This window comes from Intestinimonas sp. MSJ-38, from assembly GCF_018917925.1.
GTDB lineage: Bacteria > Bacillota > Clostridia > Oscillospirales > Butyricicoccaceae > Pseudobutyricicoccus.
Map to the genome: position 1 here is coordinate 35411 of NZ_JAHLPO010000005.1, position 18365 is coordinate 53775.

General features: G+C 54.2%; 16 protein-coding genes. 11 read left to right on the top strand and 5 right to left on the bottom strand.

Features of this window, described 5'->3' with window-relative positions; translation table 11 throughout:
• Nucleotides 1-76: 76 nt before the first annotated feature.
• The 5 genes from KQI26_RS04595 (at nt 77) to KQI26_RS04615 (ending at nt 5002) form a co-directional block, all read left to right on the top strand.
• Nucleotides 77-1627: an ABC transporter substrate-binding protein gene (locus KQI26_RS04595; RefSeq protein ID WP_216503411.1), complete on the top strand. Its 1551-nt coding sequence runs from the start codon at nt 77-79 to the stop codon at nt 1625-1627.
• A 431-nt stretch (nt 1628-2058) separates the two neighbouring features.
• Entirely contained in the window at nt 2059-2355 is a 297-nt protein-coding gene (locus KQI26_RS04600) for a YlmC/YmxH family sporulation protein (protein ID WP_216503412.1), read from the top strand.
• A 149-nt stretch (nt 2356-2504) separates the two neighbouring features.
• Complete coding sequence (gene rpsB / locus KQI26_RS04605; RefSeq protein WP_216503413.1) at nt 2505-3305, top strand: 30S ribosomal protein S2; 801 nt, start codon at nt 2505-2507, stop codon at nt 3303-3305.
• 305 nt (nt 3306-3610) lie between these two features.
• Nucleotides 3611-4534 (top strand): translation elongation factor Ts, encoded by a 924-nt coding sequence (gene tsf / locus KQI26_RS04610; protein ID WP_216503414.1) that lies wholly within the window; start codon nt 3611-3613, stop codon nt 4532-4534.
• 123 nt (nt 4535-4657) lie between these two features.
• Complete coding sequence (locus KQI26_RS04615; protein WP_216503415.1) at nt 4658-5002, top strand: DUF3784 domain-containing protein; 345 nt, start codon at nt 4658-4660, stop codon at nt 5000-5002.
• Nucleotides 5003-5228: 226 nt separating this feature from the next.
• Here KQI26_RS04615 and KQI26_RS04620 read toward each other — a convergent pair whose 3' ends face one another.
• From KQI26_RS04620 to KQI26_RS04635, 4 genes are all read right to left on the bottom strand, one after another.
• A complete protein-coding gene (locus KQI26_RS04620; RefSeq protein ID WP_118428182.1) occupies nt 5229-5462 on the bottom strand; it encodes a thioredoxin family protein in 234 nt (77 codons plus the stop codon).
• A 355-nt stretch (nt 5463-5817) separates the two neighbouring features.
• Complete coding sequence (locus tag KQI26_RS04625; protein ID WP_216503416.1) at nt 5818-7050, bottom strand: metalloregulator ArsR/SmtB family transcription factor; 1233 nt, start codon at nt 7048-7050, stop codon at nt 5818-5820.
• Between the two features lie 44 nt (nt 7051-7094).
• Nucleotides 7095-7904 carry a TIGR03915 family putative DNA repair protein gene (locus tag KQI26_RS04630; RefSeq protein WP_216503417.1) on the bottom strand — a complete coding sequence of 270 codons (810 nt, stop codon included), beginning with the start codon at nt 7902-7904 and terminating at the stop codon, nt 7095-7097.
• Nucleotides 7886-9187: a putative DNA modification/repair radical SAM protein gene (locus tag KQI26_RS04635; RefSeq protein WP_216503418.1), complete on the bottom strand. Its 1302-nt coding sequence runs from the start codon at nt 9185-9187 to the stop codon at nt 7886-7888. Before KQI26_RS04635 ends, KQI26_RS04630 begins: the two co-directional genes overlap by 19 nt.
• 981 nt (nt 9188-10168) lie before the next feature.
• Between KQI26_RS04635 and KQI26_RS04640 the strand changes: the two genes are divergently transcribed.
• Nucleotides 10169-11590 carry a M20 family metallopeptidase gene (locus tag KQI26_RS04640; protein ID WP_253292679.1) on the top strand — a complete coding sequence of 474 codons (1422 nt, stop codon included), beginning with the start codon at nt 10169-10171 and terminating at the stop codon, nt 11588-11590.
• 177 nt (nt 11591-11767) lie between these two features.
• On the opposite strand, the gene KQI26_RS04645 is transcribed toward KQI26_RS04640, so the two are convergent.
• The gene (locus KQI26_RS04645; RefSeq protein ID WP_371744081.1) at nt 11768-12667 is read right to left on the bottom strand and encodes a helix-turn-helix domain-containing protein; all 900 of its coding nucleotides are present in this window, start codon (nt 12665-12667) and stop codon (nt 11768-11770) included.
• A gap of 567 nt (nt 12668-13234) precedes the next feature.
• On the opposite strand from KQI26_RS04645, the gene KQI26_RS04650 reads away from it, so the two are divergent.
• The 5 genes from KQI26_RS04650 (at nt 13235) to KQI26_RS04670 (ending at nt 18347) form a co-directional block, all read left to right on the top strand.
• Nucleotides 13235-13459, top strand: coding sequence for a phosphoribosylglycinamide formyltransferase (locus KQI26_RS04650; protein ID WP_101691721.1), 225 nt, complete (start codon nt 13235-13237; stop codon nt 13457-13459).
• Nucleotides 13428-14072, top strand: coding sequence for a recombinase family protein (locus KQI26_RS04655; RefSeq protein WP_216503420.1), 645 nt, complete (start codon nt 13428-13430; stop codon nt 14070-14072). Before KQI26_RS04650 ends, KQI26_RS04655 begins: the two co-directional genes overlap by 32 nt.
• 199 nt (nt 14073-14271) lie before the next feature.
• Entirely contained in the window at nt 14272-15381 is a 1110-nt protein-coding gene (locus KQI26_RS04660; RefSeq protein WP_191470743.1) for a DNA cytosine methyltransferase, read from the top strand.
• A 12-nt stretch (nt 15382-15393) separates the two neighbouring features.
• Nucleotides 15394-16455 (top strand): restriction endonuclease PLD domain-containing protein, encoded by a 1062-nt coding sequence (locus KQI26_RS04665; protein WP_216503421.1) that lies wholly within the window; start codon nt 15394-15396, stop codon nt 16453-16455.
• Complete coding sequence (locus tag KQI26_RS04670) at nt 16452-18347, top strand: Z1 domain-containing protein (RefSeq protein WP_021919698.1); 1896 nt, start codon at nt 16452-16454, stop codon at nt 18345-18347. Before KQI26_RS04665 ends, KQI26_RS04670 begins: the two co-directional genes overlap by 4 nt.
• Nucleotides 18348-18365: the final 18 nt, after the last annotated feature.

The following is an 18365-nucleotide window of genomic DNA, read 5'->3' on the forward strand; positions in this document are numbered from 1 at the left end:
TATAAACTCATGATTGAAAATCGTAACAAAGTTCAGTATAATTGAAATAATATCTCACAGGAGAGGGGAGAGCGGCTTGAAGAAACGGACACGGCTGGGGGCGTTTTTCTGTGCCCTGAGCCTGAGTCTTGCCATGCTGGCGGGGTGCGGAAACCAGACGGAGCCGTCGCTGCCGGCCCGGGCCGGCGAGCCGGAGGAGCCTGCATCCCCGGAGGACAGCATCGTCATCGCCGCCATGAGCGAGCCGCCTTCTCTGTCGCCCACCGGCCACAGCTCGGTGGCGGGGGATTACATGAACCTGCTCACTTACAGCACCCTTTTCCGCCTGGATATGGAGATGAACCCCCAGCTCCATCTGGTGGAGGAATATGAGGCGGTGAACGACACCCTGTGGCGGTTCAAACTGCGGGAAGGGGTGCAGTTCCACGACGGCACCACCCTGACGGCCCGGGATGTGAAGGCCTCTTTGGATTGGGCCAAGTCCTTTCCCCAGGTGAAGCGGTACACCGACAATGTTCAGGAAGTGCAGGTGGTGGACGAATACACCTTTGAGATCAAAACCGCCCGGCCCTCGGCCACGCTCATCAGCGATCTCAGCTTCCACGCCAATTCCATCCTGCCCAAGCACCTCATTGACAGCGGCAACGACTTCAGCAAAAACCCGGTGGGCAGCGGCCCTTACCGGTTCCGCACCTGGGTGCTGGGGGACCGGCTGGAGTTCGAGGCCTTTTCCGATTATTTCCTGGGTGGACCGGCCATCTCGCATATGGTCTGGAAGATCATCCCGGAAGGGGAGGAGCGCACCGCGGCCCTGGAAAACGGGGATGTGGACTTCCTCATGGATGTGGAGAACACCGATCACCAGCGTCTGACCCAGAATGAGGGGATCGAAGTCACCGGGTTTTTGTCCACCGGCCCTACCTGGCTGATGCTGAACAACGAAGTGGCCGGTCTGGATAACATCTGGGTGCGCCGGGCCATCAACGCCGCCATCGACCGGGAAGCGGTGATCGATCAGGCTCTGGGCGGGCTGGGCCAGGCGGCCATCGGTCAGGCCCCCTTCAATCTGCCGGGTTACAGCGAGGAGAACGCCCAGGGGTATGACCTTCCGCTGGCCCGGGAGTATATGGAGCGTTCCGGGGTGAAGGCCCAGGACATCGGGCTGAGCATCATCTGTTCCAGCGATACCAAACGCCGGGCGGCCCAGGTGATCGTGCAGAACCTGGCGGAGATCGGCATTGAGGCCAAGGTGGAGAGCATGGATCTGGCCACCTATCTGGCCACCACCACCCAGGGCAATTATTCCGGGGCCATCGGCAGCTACACCACCAGCACCATGCTGGGGTATATGACGGCGGTGTTTCATTCCAAGTCCATCGGTTCCGTAAACAAGACGCTGCTGCGCAGTGATGAGCTGGACGCATTGATCGACCAGGCCCAGGAGACCACCGATCGGGAGCAGCGGATCGCTATTTTGGAGCAGGCCTGTGCTTTGGCCAACAGCCTTTGCACCCAGGCGCCCCTGTATCAGCCTGTGGAGCTGCGGGCTTACAAGAAGGGGCTGCAAGGGGTGGAGGTGGGTCCCAGCGGCAAGCTGTATTTTGAAAACATTTCCTGGGCAGCGTGAGCCAGAGCCTTCGCTGCGGCGAAGGCTGCCGGAAATTCTGAAAGGAATTTTCGGCATTGGCGGCGTGTTATTTTGTCACAAGGCCAAAATAACCATCATCCCGGCAGCGTGACGCTGCACCCGTTCCTGTCTTTGCCTTTGCCGGTTGTGTTTGCTTGGGCAAAGAGAGGGATGGCAGCGGGGCCACCCCGCCGCTGCCGCGCTGGGCAATAGAACCAAGTGAAAAGCGGAAAAAGCCCTCCTGCAAAGGAGAGCTTTTTTCTTTGCACCCTGCCAGGATTGCACCCTGGCCCCTTCCGGGGCTCGCCGCCAGCCCCGGAATACCCAGGCACAGCAACCCATACAGCCAGGGAGAGTATGGCCGTCCCGACACGGGACCTGGTTCTAGCCCGGCCCTTTTCTGCGTAAGATGCAGGGAAGGGGGGAGAAGGATGGAAAAAAGCTGTCGTTTGTTCGACCTGGGGGACAAGGAAGTGATCGACCTTCAGAGCGGTGCCCGGTTGGGCTATATCTATGACGCCGAGATCGATCTGGAAACCGGCCGGATCCGCTCTTTTTTCACCCCGGGAAGGGCTCGCTTCTTCGGCCTGCTGGGCCGGGAAGAGGATGCCTGCATCCACTGGGAGAATGTGGAGAAAATCGGCGACGACATCATCCTGGTGCGCCGCCTGCCCGCTCTGCCGTCGCTGCCGCCATCCCGCCGGAGCACCCATCGCCGTAGGTTCTAGGGAAAAATGAAAAAATTTCTTGCAATTCTGGTATCTTTGTGATATCCTAGTAAGGCTAAAACGCACATTGTGTCTCCGGCGCCCGGTGCCCTGCGGGGCCGCGCCGAAGGGAGCGCAATGGAGGGCAAACCAAAAGGAGGAAATTGAAAATGGCAGTAATTTCTATGAAGCAGCTTCTGGAAGCCGGCGTCCATTTCGGCCACCAGACAAGAAGATGGAACCCCAAGATGGCGCAGTACATCTTCACCGAGAGAAACGGCATCTATATCATCGACCTGCAGAAAACAGTGAAAAAGCTGGAAGAGGCTTATTTCTTTGTCCGTGATGTGGCCGCCGCCGGGGACAGCGTCCTCTTCGTTGGCACCAAGAAGCAGGCTCAGGAAGCCGTGAAGGAAGAAGCCGAGCGCTGCGGCCAGTTCTATGTGAACGCTCGTTGGCTGGGCGGTATGCTGACGAACTTCAAGACCATGCGCCGCCGCGTCGACCGTCTGAATCAGCTGAAGAAGATGGAAGAGGACGGCACTTTCAACCTGCTTCCCAAGAAGGAAGTTGTCAAGCTGAAGCTGGAGATCGAAAAGCTGGAGAAATACCTGGGCGGCGTGAAGGAAATGAAGAAGCTGCCTGGTGCTCTGTTTGTCATCGATCCCCGGAAGGAAAAGAACGCCATCGCCGAAGCCCGCAAGCTGGGTGTGCCCATCGTGGCTATCGTGGACACCAACTGCGATCCCGATGAAGTGGATTATGTCATCCCCGGCAACGACGACGCTATCCGCGCCATCAAGCTGATCAGCCAGACCATGGCCAACGCTGTGCTGGAAGGCCGTCAGGGCGAGCAGCTGGAAGTCACCGACGAGGCTGTTAAGGCCGAAGAGGGCGAAGCGGTGGACGAGACCCCCAGAGCTCCTCAGAAGAGAGCTTCCAAGACCGCTGAAGAGATCGCCAATCAGTAAGAAATCATAGTTCTTCTCCCGGGCTTTCGTTGCTGTGGGGGATGGACAGAAGGTTGACGGAAAAGGGCAGTTTGCCCTGATATCAATAAAATCGCAAAAATCCGCGACCTGTGCGTGGATTTTTGCACCGCTCAAGGGGCAAGTGTGGCCGCAAGGCTGCACGCAGGCCCTTGGGAAACCCGAACAAGGGGCTTGCCGCTTGTTCGGCCTGAGTTAAGCCCGCAACCATGCGGGCTTAACTGGGGTGTTATACAGGATAGAGCAGGGGAGGATCCCCCTGGATATCAACTATGGAGGAATGAAAAATGGCATTTACTGCGAAGGATGTCCAGAATCTGCGTGAGCGCACCGGCGCCGGCATGATGGATTGCAAGAAAGCTCTCACCGCCTCTGACGGTGATTTCGATAAGGCCGTAGAGTTCCTGCGGGAAAAGGGCCTGGCCGCTGCCGCCAAGAAGGCTGGCCGTGTGGCTGCTGAAGGCATGGTGTATGCCGGCGTGTGCCAGGAGTGCGGCGTGGGCGCCATGGTGGAAGTCAACAGCGAAACCGACTTCGTTGCCAAGAACGAAGTGTTCCAGAAGTTCGTCAAGGACCTGGCCACTATCGTTATGAAGGAGAATCCCGCTGATCTGGAGGCTCTGAAGGCCTGCCAGTATCCCGAAGAGGGCAAGACCGTTGCCGAAGTGCTCACCGAGAAGGTGGCCACCATCGGCGAGAACATCCAGATCCGCCGTTTCGTCCGTTTCTGCGAGAAGACCCAGAATGTGGCTTATATGCACATGGGCGGCAAGATCGGCGTGCTGGTGGCCCTGGAGGTTTCCGACAACCTGAAGGGCAACGCCGTTGTCAACGAGCTGGGCCACGATGTGTGCATGCAGATCGCTGCCATGAATCCCCAGTATCTGAACCGGGACAGCGTGCCTGCTGAAGTGGTGGAGCACGAGAAGGAGATCCTGATGGCTCAGACCATCAACGAGGGCAAGCCCGAAGCTGTGGCCCAGAAGATCGTGAGTGGCCGCATCAACAAGTTCTTCGAGGAGAACTGCCTGGTGGATCAGGCTTTCGTCAAGGAGAACAAGACCTCTGTTTCCAAGTATGTGGATGCCAAGGCCAAGGAGCTGGGCGGCACCATCTCCATCAAGAACTTCGTCCGCTTTGAGAAGGGCGAGGGCCTGGCCAAGAGAGAAGACGACTTCGCTGCTGAAGTCGCCGCCATGGCAAAAAAATAAGCGGAGTGCCTCCGCTGTCAAACGGTGCTGCCGCACCCAGCAACAGAACTGAAATTCCGTGATAAAAAGCCCCCGGTTTCCGGGGGCTTTTTTTGCATCGTTGCGTTGAAAGGGGAATGAGCAATGCTTTTTGTATGGATCATGTGGGCGGTGGTTTTGGCGGCGTGTATTGCCACCGGGGTGCTGCTTACAGGGCACGGAGCCAGCTTTGTCACCGGCTGGCGGCAAAAAAGCCCGGAAGAGCGGGCAAGGCTGGACCGGGGGGCTTTTGCCAGACGGGCCGGGAAATGGATGCTCCCCATTGATCTGGCGTTGATCGCTCTTGTGGCCTATGTCCAGCTGCGGGCCGTGCCGGCCATTGAGCGAGGGGATATTCACCGCTATGGGGGAGAGATCACCCTGGTTTCCCTTGGCCTGTGTCTGCTGATCGTGGTGATCGCTCTTTTGTCCATGAAAGGGGAAAAGTAACGGGTCCGGTGGCCGGACAGCCATACTCTCTTTGCCCAAGTGGACACAACCGGCAAAGGCAAAGACAGGAACGGGTCCAGCGTCACGCTGGTCCGGTGGCCGGACGGGTCCCGTGTCGGGACGGGCCCAGTGCCTGGGCCGTCATACTTTCTTTGCCCAAGTGGACACAACCGGCAAAGGCAAAGACAGGAACGGGAGTGGCGGCTCGCCACCGGCGTCACGCTGCTTAGCGGGAGAGGAGTTTTTCGATCTCCCGGGTTTTGGCTTCCCGGCCGCGGATCAAAAGTTTGCCGTCCACCATCAGGGAAGGGGAGGTCATAACCCCCAGCTTGACGATCTCTACCAGATCTTCTACCTTCTCCACATTGGCTTCCATCCCCAGATTGCGCAGGGCCTCCTGGGTGTTTTCATATAACCGGTCGCATTTGTCGCAGCCGGTGCCGATCACTTTGATTTCCATTTGTATCCTCCAATCGGTCCAGAACACAGGGGCCAGAGCCTTCGCTGCGGCGAAGGCTGGCCCAGTGCCTGGGCTCCCATACTGTGCTCCCGCACCCGGCAGGTTCTATGAAGAAGGCAAAGAAAGTATGGCTGTCCGGACACCGGACTTCCCCGACCTTTTTCGCGCCCCAGGCGGGGACCCAGTGCCTGGGCCGTCATACTTTCTTTGCCCAGGCAAACACAACCGGCCTTTCTGGGGCACTCTGCCAGGACTGCAAACCGGCTCCTACCGGGTGATGGTTTATCACACCCGGAGCAGTGGGGCACGGGGCGCATCCCCACCGGAGACAGGAACGGGTGCAGCGTCACGCTGCCTAGTTTTTCAGTTCCATTTTGGCATCGGTGTGATTCTGCCAGGCCTCCATGATCTTCTTGATGATCTGGGGCCCGATGCGGGAGATAAACACCAGCTGGCTCCGTTCGTGGGCATCGCAGGGCGCATGATCGATGCGGTCTCCCACCACATCCACCTGGTTCCAGCCCTCTTCCAAATGGAAAAAGCCCTTGATCCGGTAAGCGTGGGGCAGTACCTCCTGAAGAATCGCATCCAGAGTCTCCTGCTTCATCACCCCGTCAAACCACAGGGAAATGGTCTTGGGCTTGGTTTCTTCGGTGTTGGTGGTCTCCTCGCCCTCACACCAGGTGTATTGCAGCAGATCCTCTCCCAGGAAGGACAGATCCAGATCCCCTTGGGTGCTGGTGAGAATGGGGCACCGGGGGTTGATCTTCCGGATGGCCTCTTTCAGCTCTTCCATCTTCTCCGGCCCGATGAGATCTGCCTTGGTCACCGCCGCCAGATGACAGTGCTTCAGCTGCCGCTCCACCGTCTCCATGTCCTGGAGCTGCCGGGGGAAGTTGACAGCGTCGATCAGACAAATGGCCCCCTGGAAATCATAATGATCTCCGCCCAATTCCTTGGCCGCATCCAGGATCTCCTGGTAGTTGGAGGGATCGCCCAGGCCGGAGCTTTCCACAAACAGGTAATCCAGATCTTGCTTTGCCATGTCGGCCAGGGCCTGGACAAAGGACAGCTTCAGGCAGGAACAGAAGATGGAGCCGCGGTTGATCTCCACCATCTCCACATCCCCGCGCTGGAGGATCTGGCCGTCGATGCCCAGTTTGCCGAACTCGTTTTGGATGACACCCACCCGGCGACCCTCCAGAGCGGTGAGCAGCCGAAGAAGCAGGGTGGTTTTTCCCGAGCCGAGAAAACCGGTGAGCACATACAGCCGGGTCTTTCCGCCCATCGGAGGGGGCAGCACAGGGGCTTTTTCCTCCTGCAAAACGGCCAGAGCGTCGATCAGCTCCTGGATCACCGGCTGGTTCAGCCGGTAACGGACCCACCGGCCATCCCGGCGGCTGGTCACCAGCTGCGCATTGCACAGGATCTTCATATGGTGGGAAAGAGTGGGCTGGCGCATATCAAAATGCTCCAGGATCTTGCAGGCACACATCTCGTTGCCGCGGAGCATGGTGAGGATCTGGCCCCGAACCTCATCGGCTACGGCCCAGAAAACATCTTCCAACTGGGGGAGGGATCTTTCCATGGTTTCCACCTCGCATTAAAAATAGTCTATTTAATGACCTGACCCTATTGTACCATCTCATTAAAAAATGTCAATGCTTTTTCTTCGTTTTTGGCCGGAGGCGGGGTGAGCTCGGTGAGAAATTCCCAGAAGCGTTTGGGCATATGGGTCATGCGGCAGCGGGGATTCTCCCGGGCCGGGATGGCCAGGGTGTTGTAAAAGGCCCGCCACATATTCTGGATCTCCTCTTCCTCGGGGGAGGGGGCGGGCATGTCCAGGCATTCCAGAGGCAGCACCTGGGGCCGTTTCCCCGGCTGGTGGAGAAGGGCCATGCGGTGGGTGATATCCCAGATCAGAAAGGGCTGATCGGAGAACCGGCGGCAGAAATGGCCGCTGATCAGGGGAAGCACCTGGTTTTTGGGCCGGATGCGGGAGACATAGACCCCGGTTTCACAGCGGGAAAACCGGATGAAGCCGGTGAGCAGATGGGCTTCGTTTTTGGCCTTCCGGATGGCGGAGAGCAGGGAGCACAAAGGCTCCCTTGTCAGCTGGGCCAGCAGCTGCGGCCCCTCCTGGAAGCCCTGGCGCAGGAATTTCAGCAGCAAATACTCCCGCTGGGGCAGGCGGGTGAGGAATCCTTCCCGCACAATGTCCACCCCGCGGCTGCCCAGGGTGCGCTGGACTCCGGCCAGCACCCGCCGGGCCTTCTGGGGGTCTGTTTCCACGAAGTGGCTGTCAAACAGCAAAGGCTGCTCCTCTTCCTCCTGGGAGAGAAAGAGCATGGGCTCCTCCTTTTGGGCAAAGGCGTCGAAAACGCCGGAGAGAAAGCCATAAAAGCTGCCGTCATAATAATAGACTACATCGGACCGAGACATAACAGATTTTCCTCCTTTGGCAGTTGGGCGGGGGTGTCGAACAAAGAGAGCTGCGGATAGGGGCTGGGGCCTTCCCGCAGGCGCTGGAGCAGCAGGGCCTGCTCCAAAGGCTCCCGGGCATAGACCAGGCTTTCCAGGGCTTTGCCCCGGCAGGTGATAAAGTACCGGGCCCGTTTGAGCACCACTCCCAGTTTTTTCAGGCCCTCAAAGGTGAGGGGACAGTGGCGGCGGGTCTTGACGATGCGTTGGGCCGAGCGCACCCCCAGCCCGGGCACCCGCAGCAGCAGTTCATAGGGAGCGGTGGTCACTTCCACCGGGAACTGGTCCAGATGCCGCAGGGCCCAGGTGCATTTGGGGTCCAGGCGGGGGTCTAAGTTGGGGGCGTCCTCCTCCAGAATTTCCCCGGCGGTGAAGCCATAGAAGCGGAGCAGCCAGTCGGCCTGGTAGAGCCGGTGCTCCCGGAGCAGGGGCGGCTGGGTGTCCAGGGCGGGCAGCCGTTCGTCGGCCACCATGGGCAGATAGGCCGAAAAAAACACCCGTTTCAGCTGGTATTTCCGGTACAGGCTTTGGGTGAGCCGGAGGATCTGCAGATCCGATTCCCCGGTGGCCCCCACCATCATCTGGGTGCTTTGGCCCGCCGGGGCAAAGGCCGGGGCGTGGCGGAAGACCGTGAGATCCCGCCGGTTTTCCTGGATGCGCCCGGCGATCTGGCCCATGGGCCCCAGGATGCCCGCCTTGCTCTTCTGGGGGGCCAGCAGCTGGAGGGAGGCCTGGGAGGGCAGCTCGATGTTGATGCTCATCCGGTCGCACAGAAGGCCCAGGCGGGCAATGAGGCGGCTGTCGCAGCCGGGGATGGCTTTGGCATGGATATACCCGGCGAAGCGGTATTCCTGGCGGAGAATGCGGAGAGTTTCGATCATTTGTTCGGCGGTCTCGTCGGGGGAGCCGTGGACGGCCGAGCTGAGGAACAGGCCTTCGATGTAATTGCGGCGGTAGAAGTCCATGGTGAGCTGGGCCAGCTCGCGGGGGGTGAAGGAGGCCCGGGGCGTGGGGGCCGACCGGCGGTTCGTGCAGTAGCGGCAGTCGTAGGCGCAGTCATTGCTGAGAAGCACTTTCAGCAGGGAGATGCACCGGCCATCGGCGGAAAAGGAATGGCAGATGCCCTGGGCGGCGCAGGAGCCCGTTCCGCCGGGGATGTTCCGGCCCTGGGTGCCGCTGGAGGTGCAGGCCACATCGTATTTGGCGGCGTCGGTGAGGATGCGGAGTTTCTGGAGCCTGTCCACAAAACAGACCTCCTTTGTGTGAGAAAGTTCGAACAAATGTTTGTGCGTTATGGCTATTATAGCATACGAACATCTGTTTTGCAAGCGGCGAGCCGGCGGCGTGCCGCCGCGGCCATACTGCGCTGCCGGTCCGGTGTCCGGACGGCCAGGCGGTGCTGCCGCACCCAGTCAAGCAACCAAGCAAAATGATGCAATCTGCTTCACAATCCCCCCTGTCCGCCTGCGGCGGTCTGTCCCCCCTTTGCACAAGGGGGGCTGTGGCGAGCCGGCGGTGAGCCGCCGCGGCCATACTGCGCTGCCGCGCTGGGCAAGCCCAGTGCCTGGGCTGTCATACTCTCTTTGCCCAGGCAAGCACAACGAGCCAAGGCAAAGACAGTATGGCCGTCCGGCCACCGGACCTCCCTTGTGCAAAGGGAGCTGTCGGCGAACGCTGACTGAGGGATTGGCGGAGTACCGCCGCTGGCCACCTGTGCTGCCGGTCCGGTGTCCGGACGGTCAGGCGGTGCTGCCGGTCCGGTGTCCGGACGGTCAGGCGGTGCTGCCGGTCCGGTGTCCGGACGGTCAGGCGGTGCTGCCGCACCCAGTCAAACAACCAAGCAAAATGATGCAATCTGCTTCACAATCCCCCCTGCATGGCTTTGCCATGCTGTCCCCCCTTTGCACAAGGGGGGCTGTGGCGAGCCTCCGCCGCCGTTCCTGTCTTTGCCGGATCGCACACAACCATCCTTTTCTGCGACATTGGGCCAGGACTTCACCCGGGCTTCTACCGGTGTTGGCTTGCCAGCGCCGGAGCAATTAGGCGTAGCAGCGCATACAGCCTGGGAGAGTTTTGGGTCCAGCGTCACGCTGGCGTCACGCTGGTGGGCAAATTACACAGTTTTGGCGCTGGTTTTTTTCCTTCTCCCCGCCTTGCAAGAAAGGGAAGGGAGGGTTTATAGTATGAAGTATCGAGTGCAAAAACTTTGCAGGAGGGAAGATACCATGAGCTACACACAAGACCTGAGTCAGCTGATCCAGAACCGGAGTGACGAATTCATCTCCATCAGCGATGATATCTGGGGCTTTGCCGAGTCCCGGTTCCAGGAGTTCCGTTCCTTTGAGCGCCAGGCCGCTTACATGGAGCAGGAGGGCTTCCGGGTGAAGAAGGGCATCGCCGGGGAGGACACCGCCTTTATCGCCGAATACGGCTCCGGCAAACCGGTCATCGCCCTGTTGGGTGAATACGACGCTCTGTCCGGCCTGAGCCAGAAGGCCGACGAGCCCAGCCGCTGTCCCTTGCAGGAGGGCGGCGACGGCCACGGCTGCGGCCACAATCTCCTGGGCACGGCCTCCCTGGCGGCTGCTGTGGCCCTGAAGGAATACATGGCGGAAAAGGATCTGCCCGGTACCATTCGTTATTATGGCTGCCCCGCCGAAGAAAATGCCGGCGGCAAGGCATTCCTGGTGCGGGATGGCGCCTTTGCCGACTGCGACATCGCCATCACATGGCATCCCGGCTGGATGAACCAGGTGACCCCCTCCGGCTCCCTGGCCAACTTCCGGGTATTCTACACCTTCCACGGCAAATCGGCCCATGCCGCCGGTGCGCCCCATCTGGGCCGCTCCGCTCTGGACGGCGTGGAGATCATGGATGTGGGCGTCAACTATATGCGGGAGCATATGATCGACGAGGCCCGCATTCACTATGCCATCATCAACACCGGCGGTACCGCTCCCAATGTGGTGCAGTCCGAGGCCCAGGTGCTCTATGCCATCCGGGCCCCCAAGGTCACCCAGGTGAAGGAGCTGTTTGAGCGGGTGAGCGACTGCGCCCGCGGCGCCGCCCTCATCACCGGCACCACCGTGGACATCCGCCAGGTGGCCGCCTATTCCGATTATCACGCAAACGATGTGATCAGCGAAAAACTGGGCGAACATATGAAGGAGCTGCTGCCCATCGGCTACACCGATGAGGAGCTGGAGTATGCTAAGAAATTCCAGGAGGTCATCACCGATCTGGACAAAGCAAACCTGAAGGACACCGCCAAGAAGCTATGTGGAAAGGACAGCGGCAAGGTTCTGGAAAAGCCCCTGTTCGATTTCCTGGTGGAAAAGAACCTGGGCGGCGGCAAAGGCTCCACCGATGTGGGTGATGTGAGCTGGGTGGTGCCCACCGGCCAGTTCAGCGCCGTTACCTGGTGTGCCGGTACTCCCGGCCATGCCTGGCAGGTCGTGGCCCAGGGCAAGGGCCCCGTGGCCCACAAGGGGATGCTCTTTGCGGCAAAGGTCATGGCGGCTGCGGCCTATGACTTCCTCACAGATCCGGATCTGGTGGAGCAGGCCAAAAAAGCCTGGCTGGAGGATCTGGACGGGGAAACCTATCCCAACGCCCTGCCCGCCGACGCCAAACCGGAAATCTGGTGATCCAGAGCATCCGCTGCGGCGGATGCTGCTGCAAAAAAATCCCCCGGAGGTTTAGACGGGTGCTCGTAAGAAAGTAATTCACTCAAAATTACACTTACGGCATCTGTCAGACGGGATTGGGTAAATGAAATATGCTGGACATGGTTGATTTTAACCGTGTCCAGCATATTTTTTTGCCTATTTGCGTTTTCTTTTCCCTTTTCCGTGGGTCATATTGGTTTTCCCTCGTTGGTTAATAGAGGGTTTCAGGTGTTTGGACAGTTTCAAAACCTCTATTAGATTTACAAACTGCTCCATCGTGATCGCATCATAGTCAATACCAAAGGTTGCGAGGAAAATGCGGGCCTGCTTTTCTGCATTGCTGCCTTTGTAGTTCGTGGCTTCCTGCAAACTCTTTTGCACATCCAGCGCCGGAAAATGGCTGTCCGCAGTGGTTGCATCATTTTGATGGGCTTCCCGAATATCCCGAAGGATCAGTTTCAAATCGTCAGAAATAACATGGCAAAAATACTCGTCCTCTTGTATTTGTGCAAGTTCCAGTGTCCGCAGATACAGATCATTTTCCGTTTCTCCCTGCTGCATCAGTACCATTTGGCGGACGGCTTGCAGTACGGCGTTCATATCGCTAATCCGCATATCTGCGATCCGATCCACATAAATCTCCGCATCCAGCATCATTTTCTGGAAATCATGGTGACAGAGAATTTCCGACAGCAGCCGGGGGTTGAATTTCCCGGCTTTCAGAACATCAATCGCATCATCACTCAGGTGCAGGGCACTCAGCTCTGAGTCTGAGTGATTTTTTTGTTCTGACACCCCCAACAGATAATCCGTAGTCACATGATAAAACTTTGCCAGTGTGACGATGGCAAAAGGGCTTATGTCCTTATAATCATCATTCTCGTATTTGCCGAGCGCAGATTTGGAAAGCCCGGTCTGGTCGGCCAGCTGTTCCAAGGTAAGTCCGTGCTCCACCCGCAAATCCTTCAATTTTTCCTGAATCGTTAAGGTCGTATTCATGCCAAGCCTCCCCGCTGCTCCATTTCTTTTATTATAACACAGCTTGTCCATAAGCATGGAAATTCCTGCTTTTTCAGGGGCTTTTCCATCCTTTTGGATATACGGGAATGGTCATGTTTTTTCGCTAAAATGTACTTGTCACCAGACATTGTAGCTTGAAAAATACATGACCGTCCGAATGGGATATGCCGGTTGGCGAAGCAGCGCCAGAACCAGCCTCGGGACAATTTGTCCCTAAGCTGCGAGCGTGCCAAAGCCGGGGATACGCCGGGGTGAGATTCCCGGGCAGGAACGGCATTCGGGAAAAACGGCGCTTAAAAACACAGGCAAAAATCAATCCATGTGAAATCAGCAAACAAACTGCAATTTTAGTATTGCTAACCACACCAAAGAGCGTTGCACCGTACAGCATACACAGTACATCGTTTCATGTGGATATTCGCTGTTTGGCTTGATTTCATACAAACCAGCAAAACGGGAAAGCGAGTACTGTGAACAGGGCATCACAAGCAAAAATTCCAGTTTGAAAATGAGTTTTACCAAAACAATGCTTTGCAGCAAATAGAGTTTATCACGGAATAGATTCTGTTCGCCGCAGAGCCAACAAAACAGGAGGACTTTTTTATGAGCAATCACGAGAATTACAGGAACGAGATCAAAGCCTACATTGTCAGGGCTGGCATGACCATGAGTGAGGTGGTGGAGGTTTTGGCTGACGAATACGGATGGAGCAGCAGTGTCCCCAACCTGTCCGGGAAATTAAAGCGCGGTTCTTTACGCTATGGCGAAGCGGTGGAGCTGGCAGATGTGCTGGGGTATGACATTGTGTGGCAGAAACGGAGGAAATAAGATCGAGCAGAAAATTTATGGGTACATCCGTGTTTCCACCAGAGAGCAAAATGAAGATCGCCAAGTCATTGCCCTCCGGGAAGTGGGCGTACCTGAGAGAAATGTTTATATCGACAAGCAATCCGGCAAGGATTTCGAGCGTCCGCAGTATAAGAAGCTGCTGCGAAAAATGAAAAAAGACGATCTGCTCTATATCAAGAGCATCGACCGTCTGGGACGCAATTACGCCGAAATATTGGAGCAATGGCGCTTTCTCACAAAGGAAAAAGGCATTGACATTGTGGTTCTGGATATGCCGCTTCTGGATACACGGAGAGGCAAGGATTTGCTGGGAACCTTTCTCAGTGACATTGTGCTGCAAGTACTGTCTTTTGTGGCAGAGAACGAGCGCACCAACATCCGGCAGCGGCAGGCTGAGGGTATTGCTGCGGCCAAAGCCAAGGGCATTCGGTTTGGGCGGCCACCCAAACCGTTGCCCGAGAATTTCCACTCCGTTTACCAGCGTTGGAAAATGGGGGAAATCACCGGGACGGCAGCAGCAAAGGAATGTGGGATGCCCCTTGCTACCTTTCGTTACCGGGCAGAGATTTACGAAAAAGCCAAGTTGTTGTAAAGGGGGTGTTTTTACAGGAATGTGTACTTTTTTGTAGGAGATTTAGATAACTTGTAGTTGTTTGCCGAATAGCGAAAAAGGAATTTTACTGATAGACTTTTTCTGCTAAAAGAGGTATAATAAAAATATTATGGAAAGGTGTATCTATTTACAGGAAAGTACACATTCCTGTAAAGGATTCTAATGGAGGGTACTAAAAGTGGGAAATACCAATGAGACTTTAAGAAAGCCGAGAATTGTTTCTATCTTTTCCGGCTGTGGAGGCCTTGACTATGGCTTTCACATGGAAGGATATGAAACAATATGGGCTAACGATTTTGCAGAATGGGCGTGCAAATCCTTTGCCGCCAATTTCGGCGATGTTATTCACTATAAGGATATTACCAAGATAGATCCTTACACCGACACCACCATCCCGGAATGTGACATTGTTCTGGGTGGTTTTCCGTGTCAGGACTTCTCTATTATCTGGAAACAGCCCGGTCTGAACGGCACCCGTGGCGGTCTGTTCAGACATTTTGCAGAATTTGTTGATGCAAAGAAACCGAAAGCGTTTGTTGCTGAGAATGTTAAGGGGCTAATTACGGCCAATAACGGGAGGGCCATTGACACCATTATCAAAGACTTCGAAAGCATCGCTCCCGGCTATGTGGTAAAGCCCCATCTGTATAACTTTGCGGAATACGGCGTACCACAGTTCAGAGAGCGTGTCCTCTTTGTCGGTGTCAGAATTGATACGGGATTTGACTTTGTTCATCCCAAGCCTTCTCATGGCCCGAACGGTACACTTCCTTATGTGACAGCAGGCGAAGCGCTGGAGGGTGTTGAAAAGGTTCCTACTAATAACGAGCATATCAACATCAAGGAAAAGACACGGAAGGTTCTTGAACTAATTCCCGAGGGCGGCAACTTCACGGATATTCCAAAGGATAATCCACTGTATGTTAAGGGCATGATTAGCCATGTTTACCGCAGAATCAAGAGAGATGAGCCAGCTAAGACAATTATTGCTGCTGGCGGCGGCGGGACATGGGGATATCACTATCCTGAACCTCGTCCTCTGACTAACAGAGAGCGTGCACGGCTGCAGTCTTTCCCTGACGATTTTATTTTTGAAGGCAGTGTCACGGAAGTACGCAGACAAATCGGCAACGCTGTTCCTCCTGTGGGTGTGCGGGCTGTTGCTAAGCGCTTACTTCCCTTGTTTACAGGAGAATATACCCCTGTCGATTTGCTGCCGGAATACGAGAAGATGAAAGCCATGACGGTTAAGCAAAGACTCGAGTATGTAACATTACAAATGAACTAAGGGGGACAGAGTATGGATTTTTTGTTTTCCAACTATCCTCCGATGAAGACTGGAAACAAAACATTCGCGGAGGCGTTCTACAGCCTGCTCCCGAAAACTTCAAAATTAGATATTGCCGTAGGTTATGTGTCTGCCGATTCATTGATTGAGTTGCAAAAAACTATCGAATTGAACAGCAATATTCGCACATTGAACCTCATTATCGGGATGCATTATTTTGACTATTTTACCAAAGTACAGTACGATGCGGCAATGCACCTAAATGATTTCTTGGCGGGTAATCAGATGGGTGGCGTCCGGCTTGTCAATGCTTTCCGCTATCACGGAAAACTGTATTCTTATAGCAATGCTACTGGTCCGTTTGCAGGAATTGTAGGATCGAACAACCTAAGCAGCATTGTAGATGGCGGCGTTCGTATGTATGAGAGTTCTGTTTTATTGAACGATGAGGTATCTGCTAAACAGATAAACGCGTTCATCCGTCAGCTTATGCAAACCTCTACAAGAAACATTGCCGAGTTGGAAATTGACACATTCAATAATGAAAATGCACTGCTGGATGGACACGAATTTGTTGAGAAAGTGGCTCCTCAGAATCTTGCAAAAGCAATAAATGCGAAAACAGACATTTCTTTTGAAATACCCATTAAACCATATGAAGTGTCTCCGCAAAGCAACTTGAATGCATTTTTTGGAAAAGGCAGAGAATCCAAAAACGGTCTTGTCAAACCACGACATTGGTACGAAGTTGAGCTGATTGTACCCAAAAATGTGACAAGTCAGCCTGGATATCCGCAAAGCCAAACCGATAATGCAGTTTTCACAGTTATTACCGATGATGGATGGTCATTTAAGTGTAAGGTCAGCGGTGATTACAGCAAAAATTTCCGTTCAGAAGGCGATTTGAAAATTCTTGGGAAATGGCTGAAAGGGCGCTTGGAAAACGCAGGTGTACTGGCCGTCGGTAATCCGGTTACCGCAGATACGCTGAGGCGTTATGGGCGCAATTCATTTGCACTTACAAAGACAACCATACCGGGAATCTGGTTTCTTGATTTTGGGGTGGGACAATGAGTTACTTGCAATCTTATTTAGATAGAATCCGCGGCAAAGGAAACCCTGCTCTTGCAGATGCAATCCATAAAACAGTTGAGGATATAGTTCCGCAGTACATTTCCAATTTTTCTTTTACTGATCATGTTGTAAGCCTGTTAGTGGGTGATGTTCAAAGCGGTAAAACGAGCCATATGTTTGGACTTATGTGTGCTGCTGCTGATGAAAGTTTTATGAATTTTGTTCTGCTGACAACAGACAATATTCTGCTACAACAGCAGACCTATCAAAGAGCGCAACGGGATCTTTGTGATTTCTGCGTTTGCGATGAAAATGATTACCTAAAATTTGTTCAGAACAATCTGCACAAACCCGCAGTAATTGTTTTGAAAAAGAATACTTCTGTGCTGAAGCAGTGGAAAAACAATTTCTCTTCAACCAATTTCTGCGCCGGTAATCCGCTGTTTATTGTAGATGATGAGGCCGATGCTGCCAGTCTGAACACTCAGGTGAATAGAAATAAGCAAAGTACCATCAACAAAAATTTGGAAGCCATCAAGAAAACAACTTCCAGTAGTATTTATATGCAAGTAACCGGTACACCGCAGTCTATTCTTCTGCAAACAGCCAAAAGCGGTTGGAAACCCTATTTTATCTATTATTTTAGGCCGGGCAAGGGTTATATGGGAGGGGATTTCTTTTTTCCACCGGAACCACCGAAACAGGTTATTCTTACAGACAATGATGAAGCCGAAGAACTTTTGAATGACGATGAATTTCCAGAAAATGGACTAAAAACTGCGTTGATCATGCATTTGATTTCCTCCGGTCATATTATGCTGAACGGTGGAACGGTCTGTAATTTTCTAATTCATCCGAGCATGAAAACCAGCCAGCATTCCTGTTTTGCAAATAAAATCGGGAACTATTTGAATGAAATTTCTCATTCCCATAACGAGGCGGAAACGAGAGAAGCATTTGAACGCGCCTATGAGTCATTGAGAGAAACAAAAACGGACATTCTGCCGTTTGAGCAGATTTATGGCTTTATAGCAGAGCAGCTTCAGGAGGATAAAATCGGTATTCTAATGCTGAACTCTATCGTATCTTATGATGAAAATACGCAGTATGAAAAAGGCATCAATGTTATTGTTGGAGGCAACAGTTTAGGCCGTGGAGTGACTTTCCCGCAGCTCCAAACAATTTACTATTGCCGTGTTGCAAAAAGTCCGCAAGCTGATACTATGTGGCAACATGCAAGAATGTTTGGCTATGACCGTGATCCCTGCCTGCTCCGTGTATTCATGCCACCGAAACTGTTCAAGTTGTTCTCTGATATTAACAGAACCAACAACAGTATCATCAAGCAGATTGAAAACTCCAGCAACGGATGTGACATTAAGATTTTCTATCCTACTGGCCTGAAGCCCACCAGAAAAAATGTGCTGGACAAAAAAGCTGTTGGAATCTATTCAGGTGGAGTCAACTATTTCCCGTTTTATCCTGTGAATAAGGATGTTGCATCCATTGATATGTTGCTTCAGTCGTTTGGGGATGACTTGTATACTGTTAGTTTGAAACTAATTAAAAAGGTCATGGAGCAGCTTGATTCTGAAACAGCAGACGATTGGAATGCAAAAGCCTTTATTGGTTTTGTCAACACGCTGTTGGCTACCGACCCGACAGCTCAAGGAAAGCTGATCGTCCGCAGAAATAGAGATATTGGTAAGGGAACCGGCACTTTGCTTTCTCCCACCGACCGCAATCTGGGCGATACCTATCCCGATGATCTGGTACTTACCATGTACAAAATTACAGGCAATAAGGCCAAGGGGTGGGACGGAACACAACTTTGGATTCCTAATATCAAATTGCCTGGTGACTGTGCATATTACACTGGGGAAACCATCTGAGTATAGATGGAGGTGATT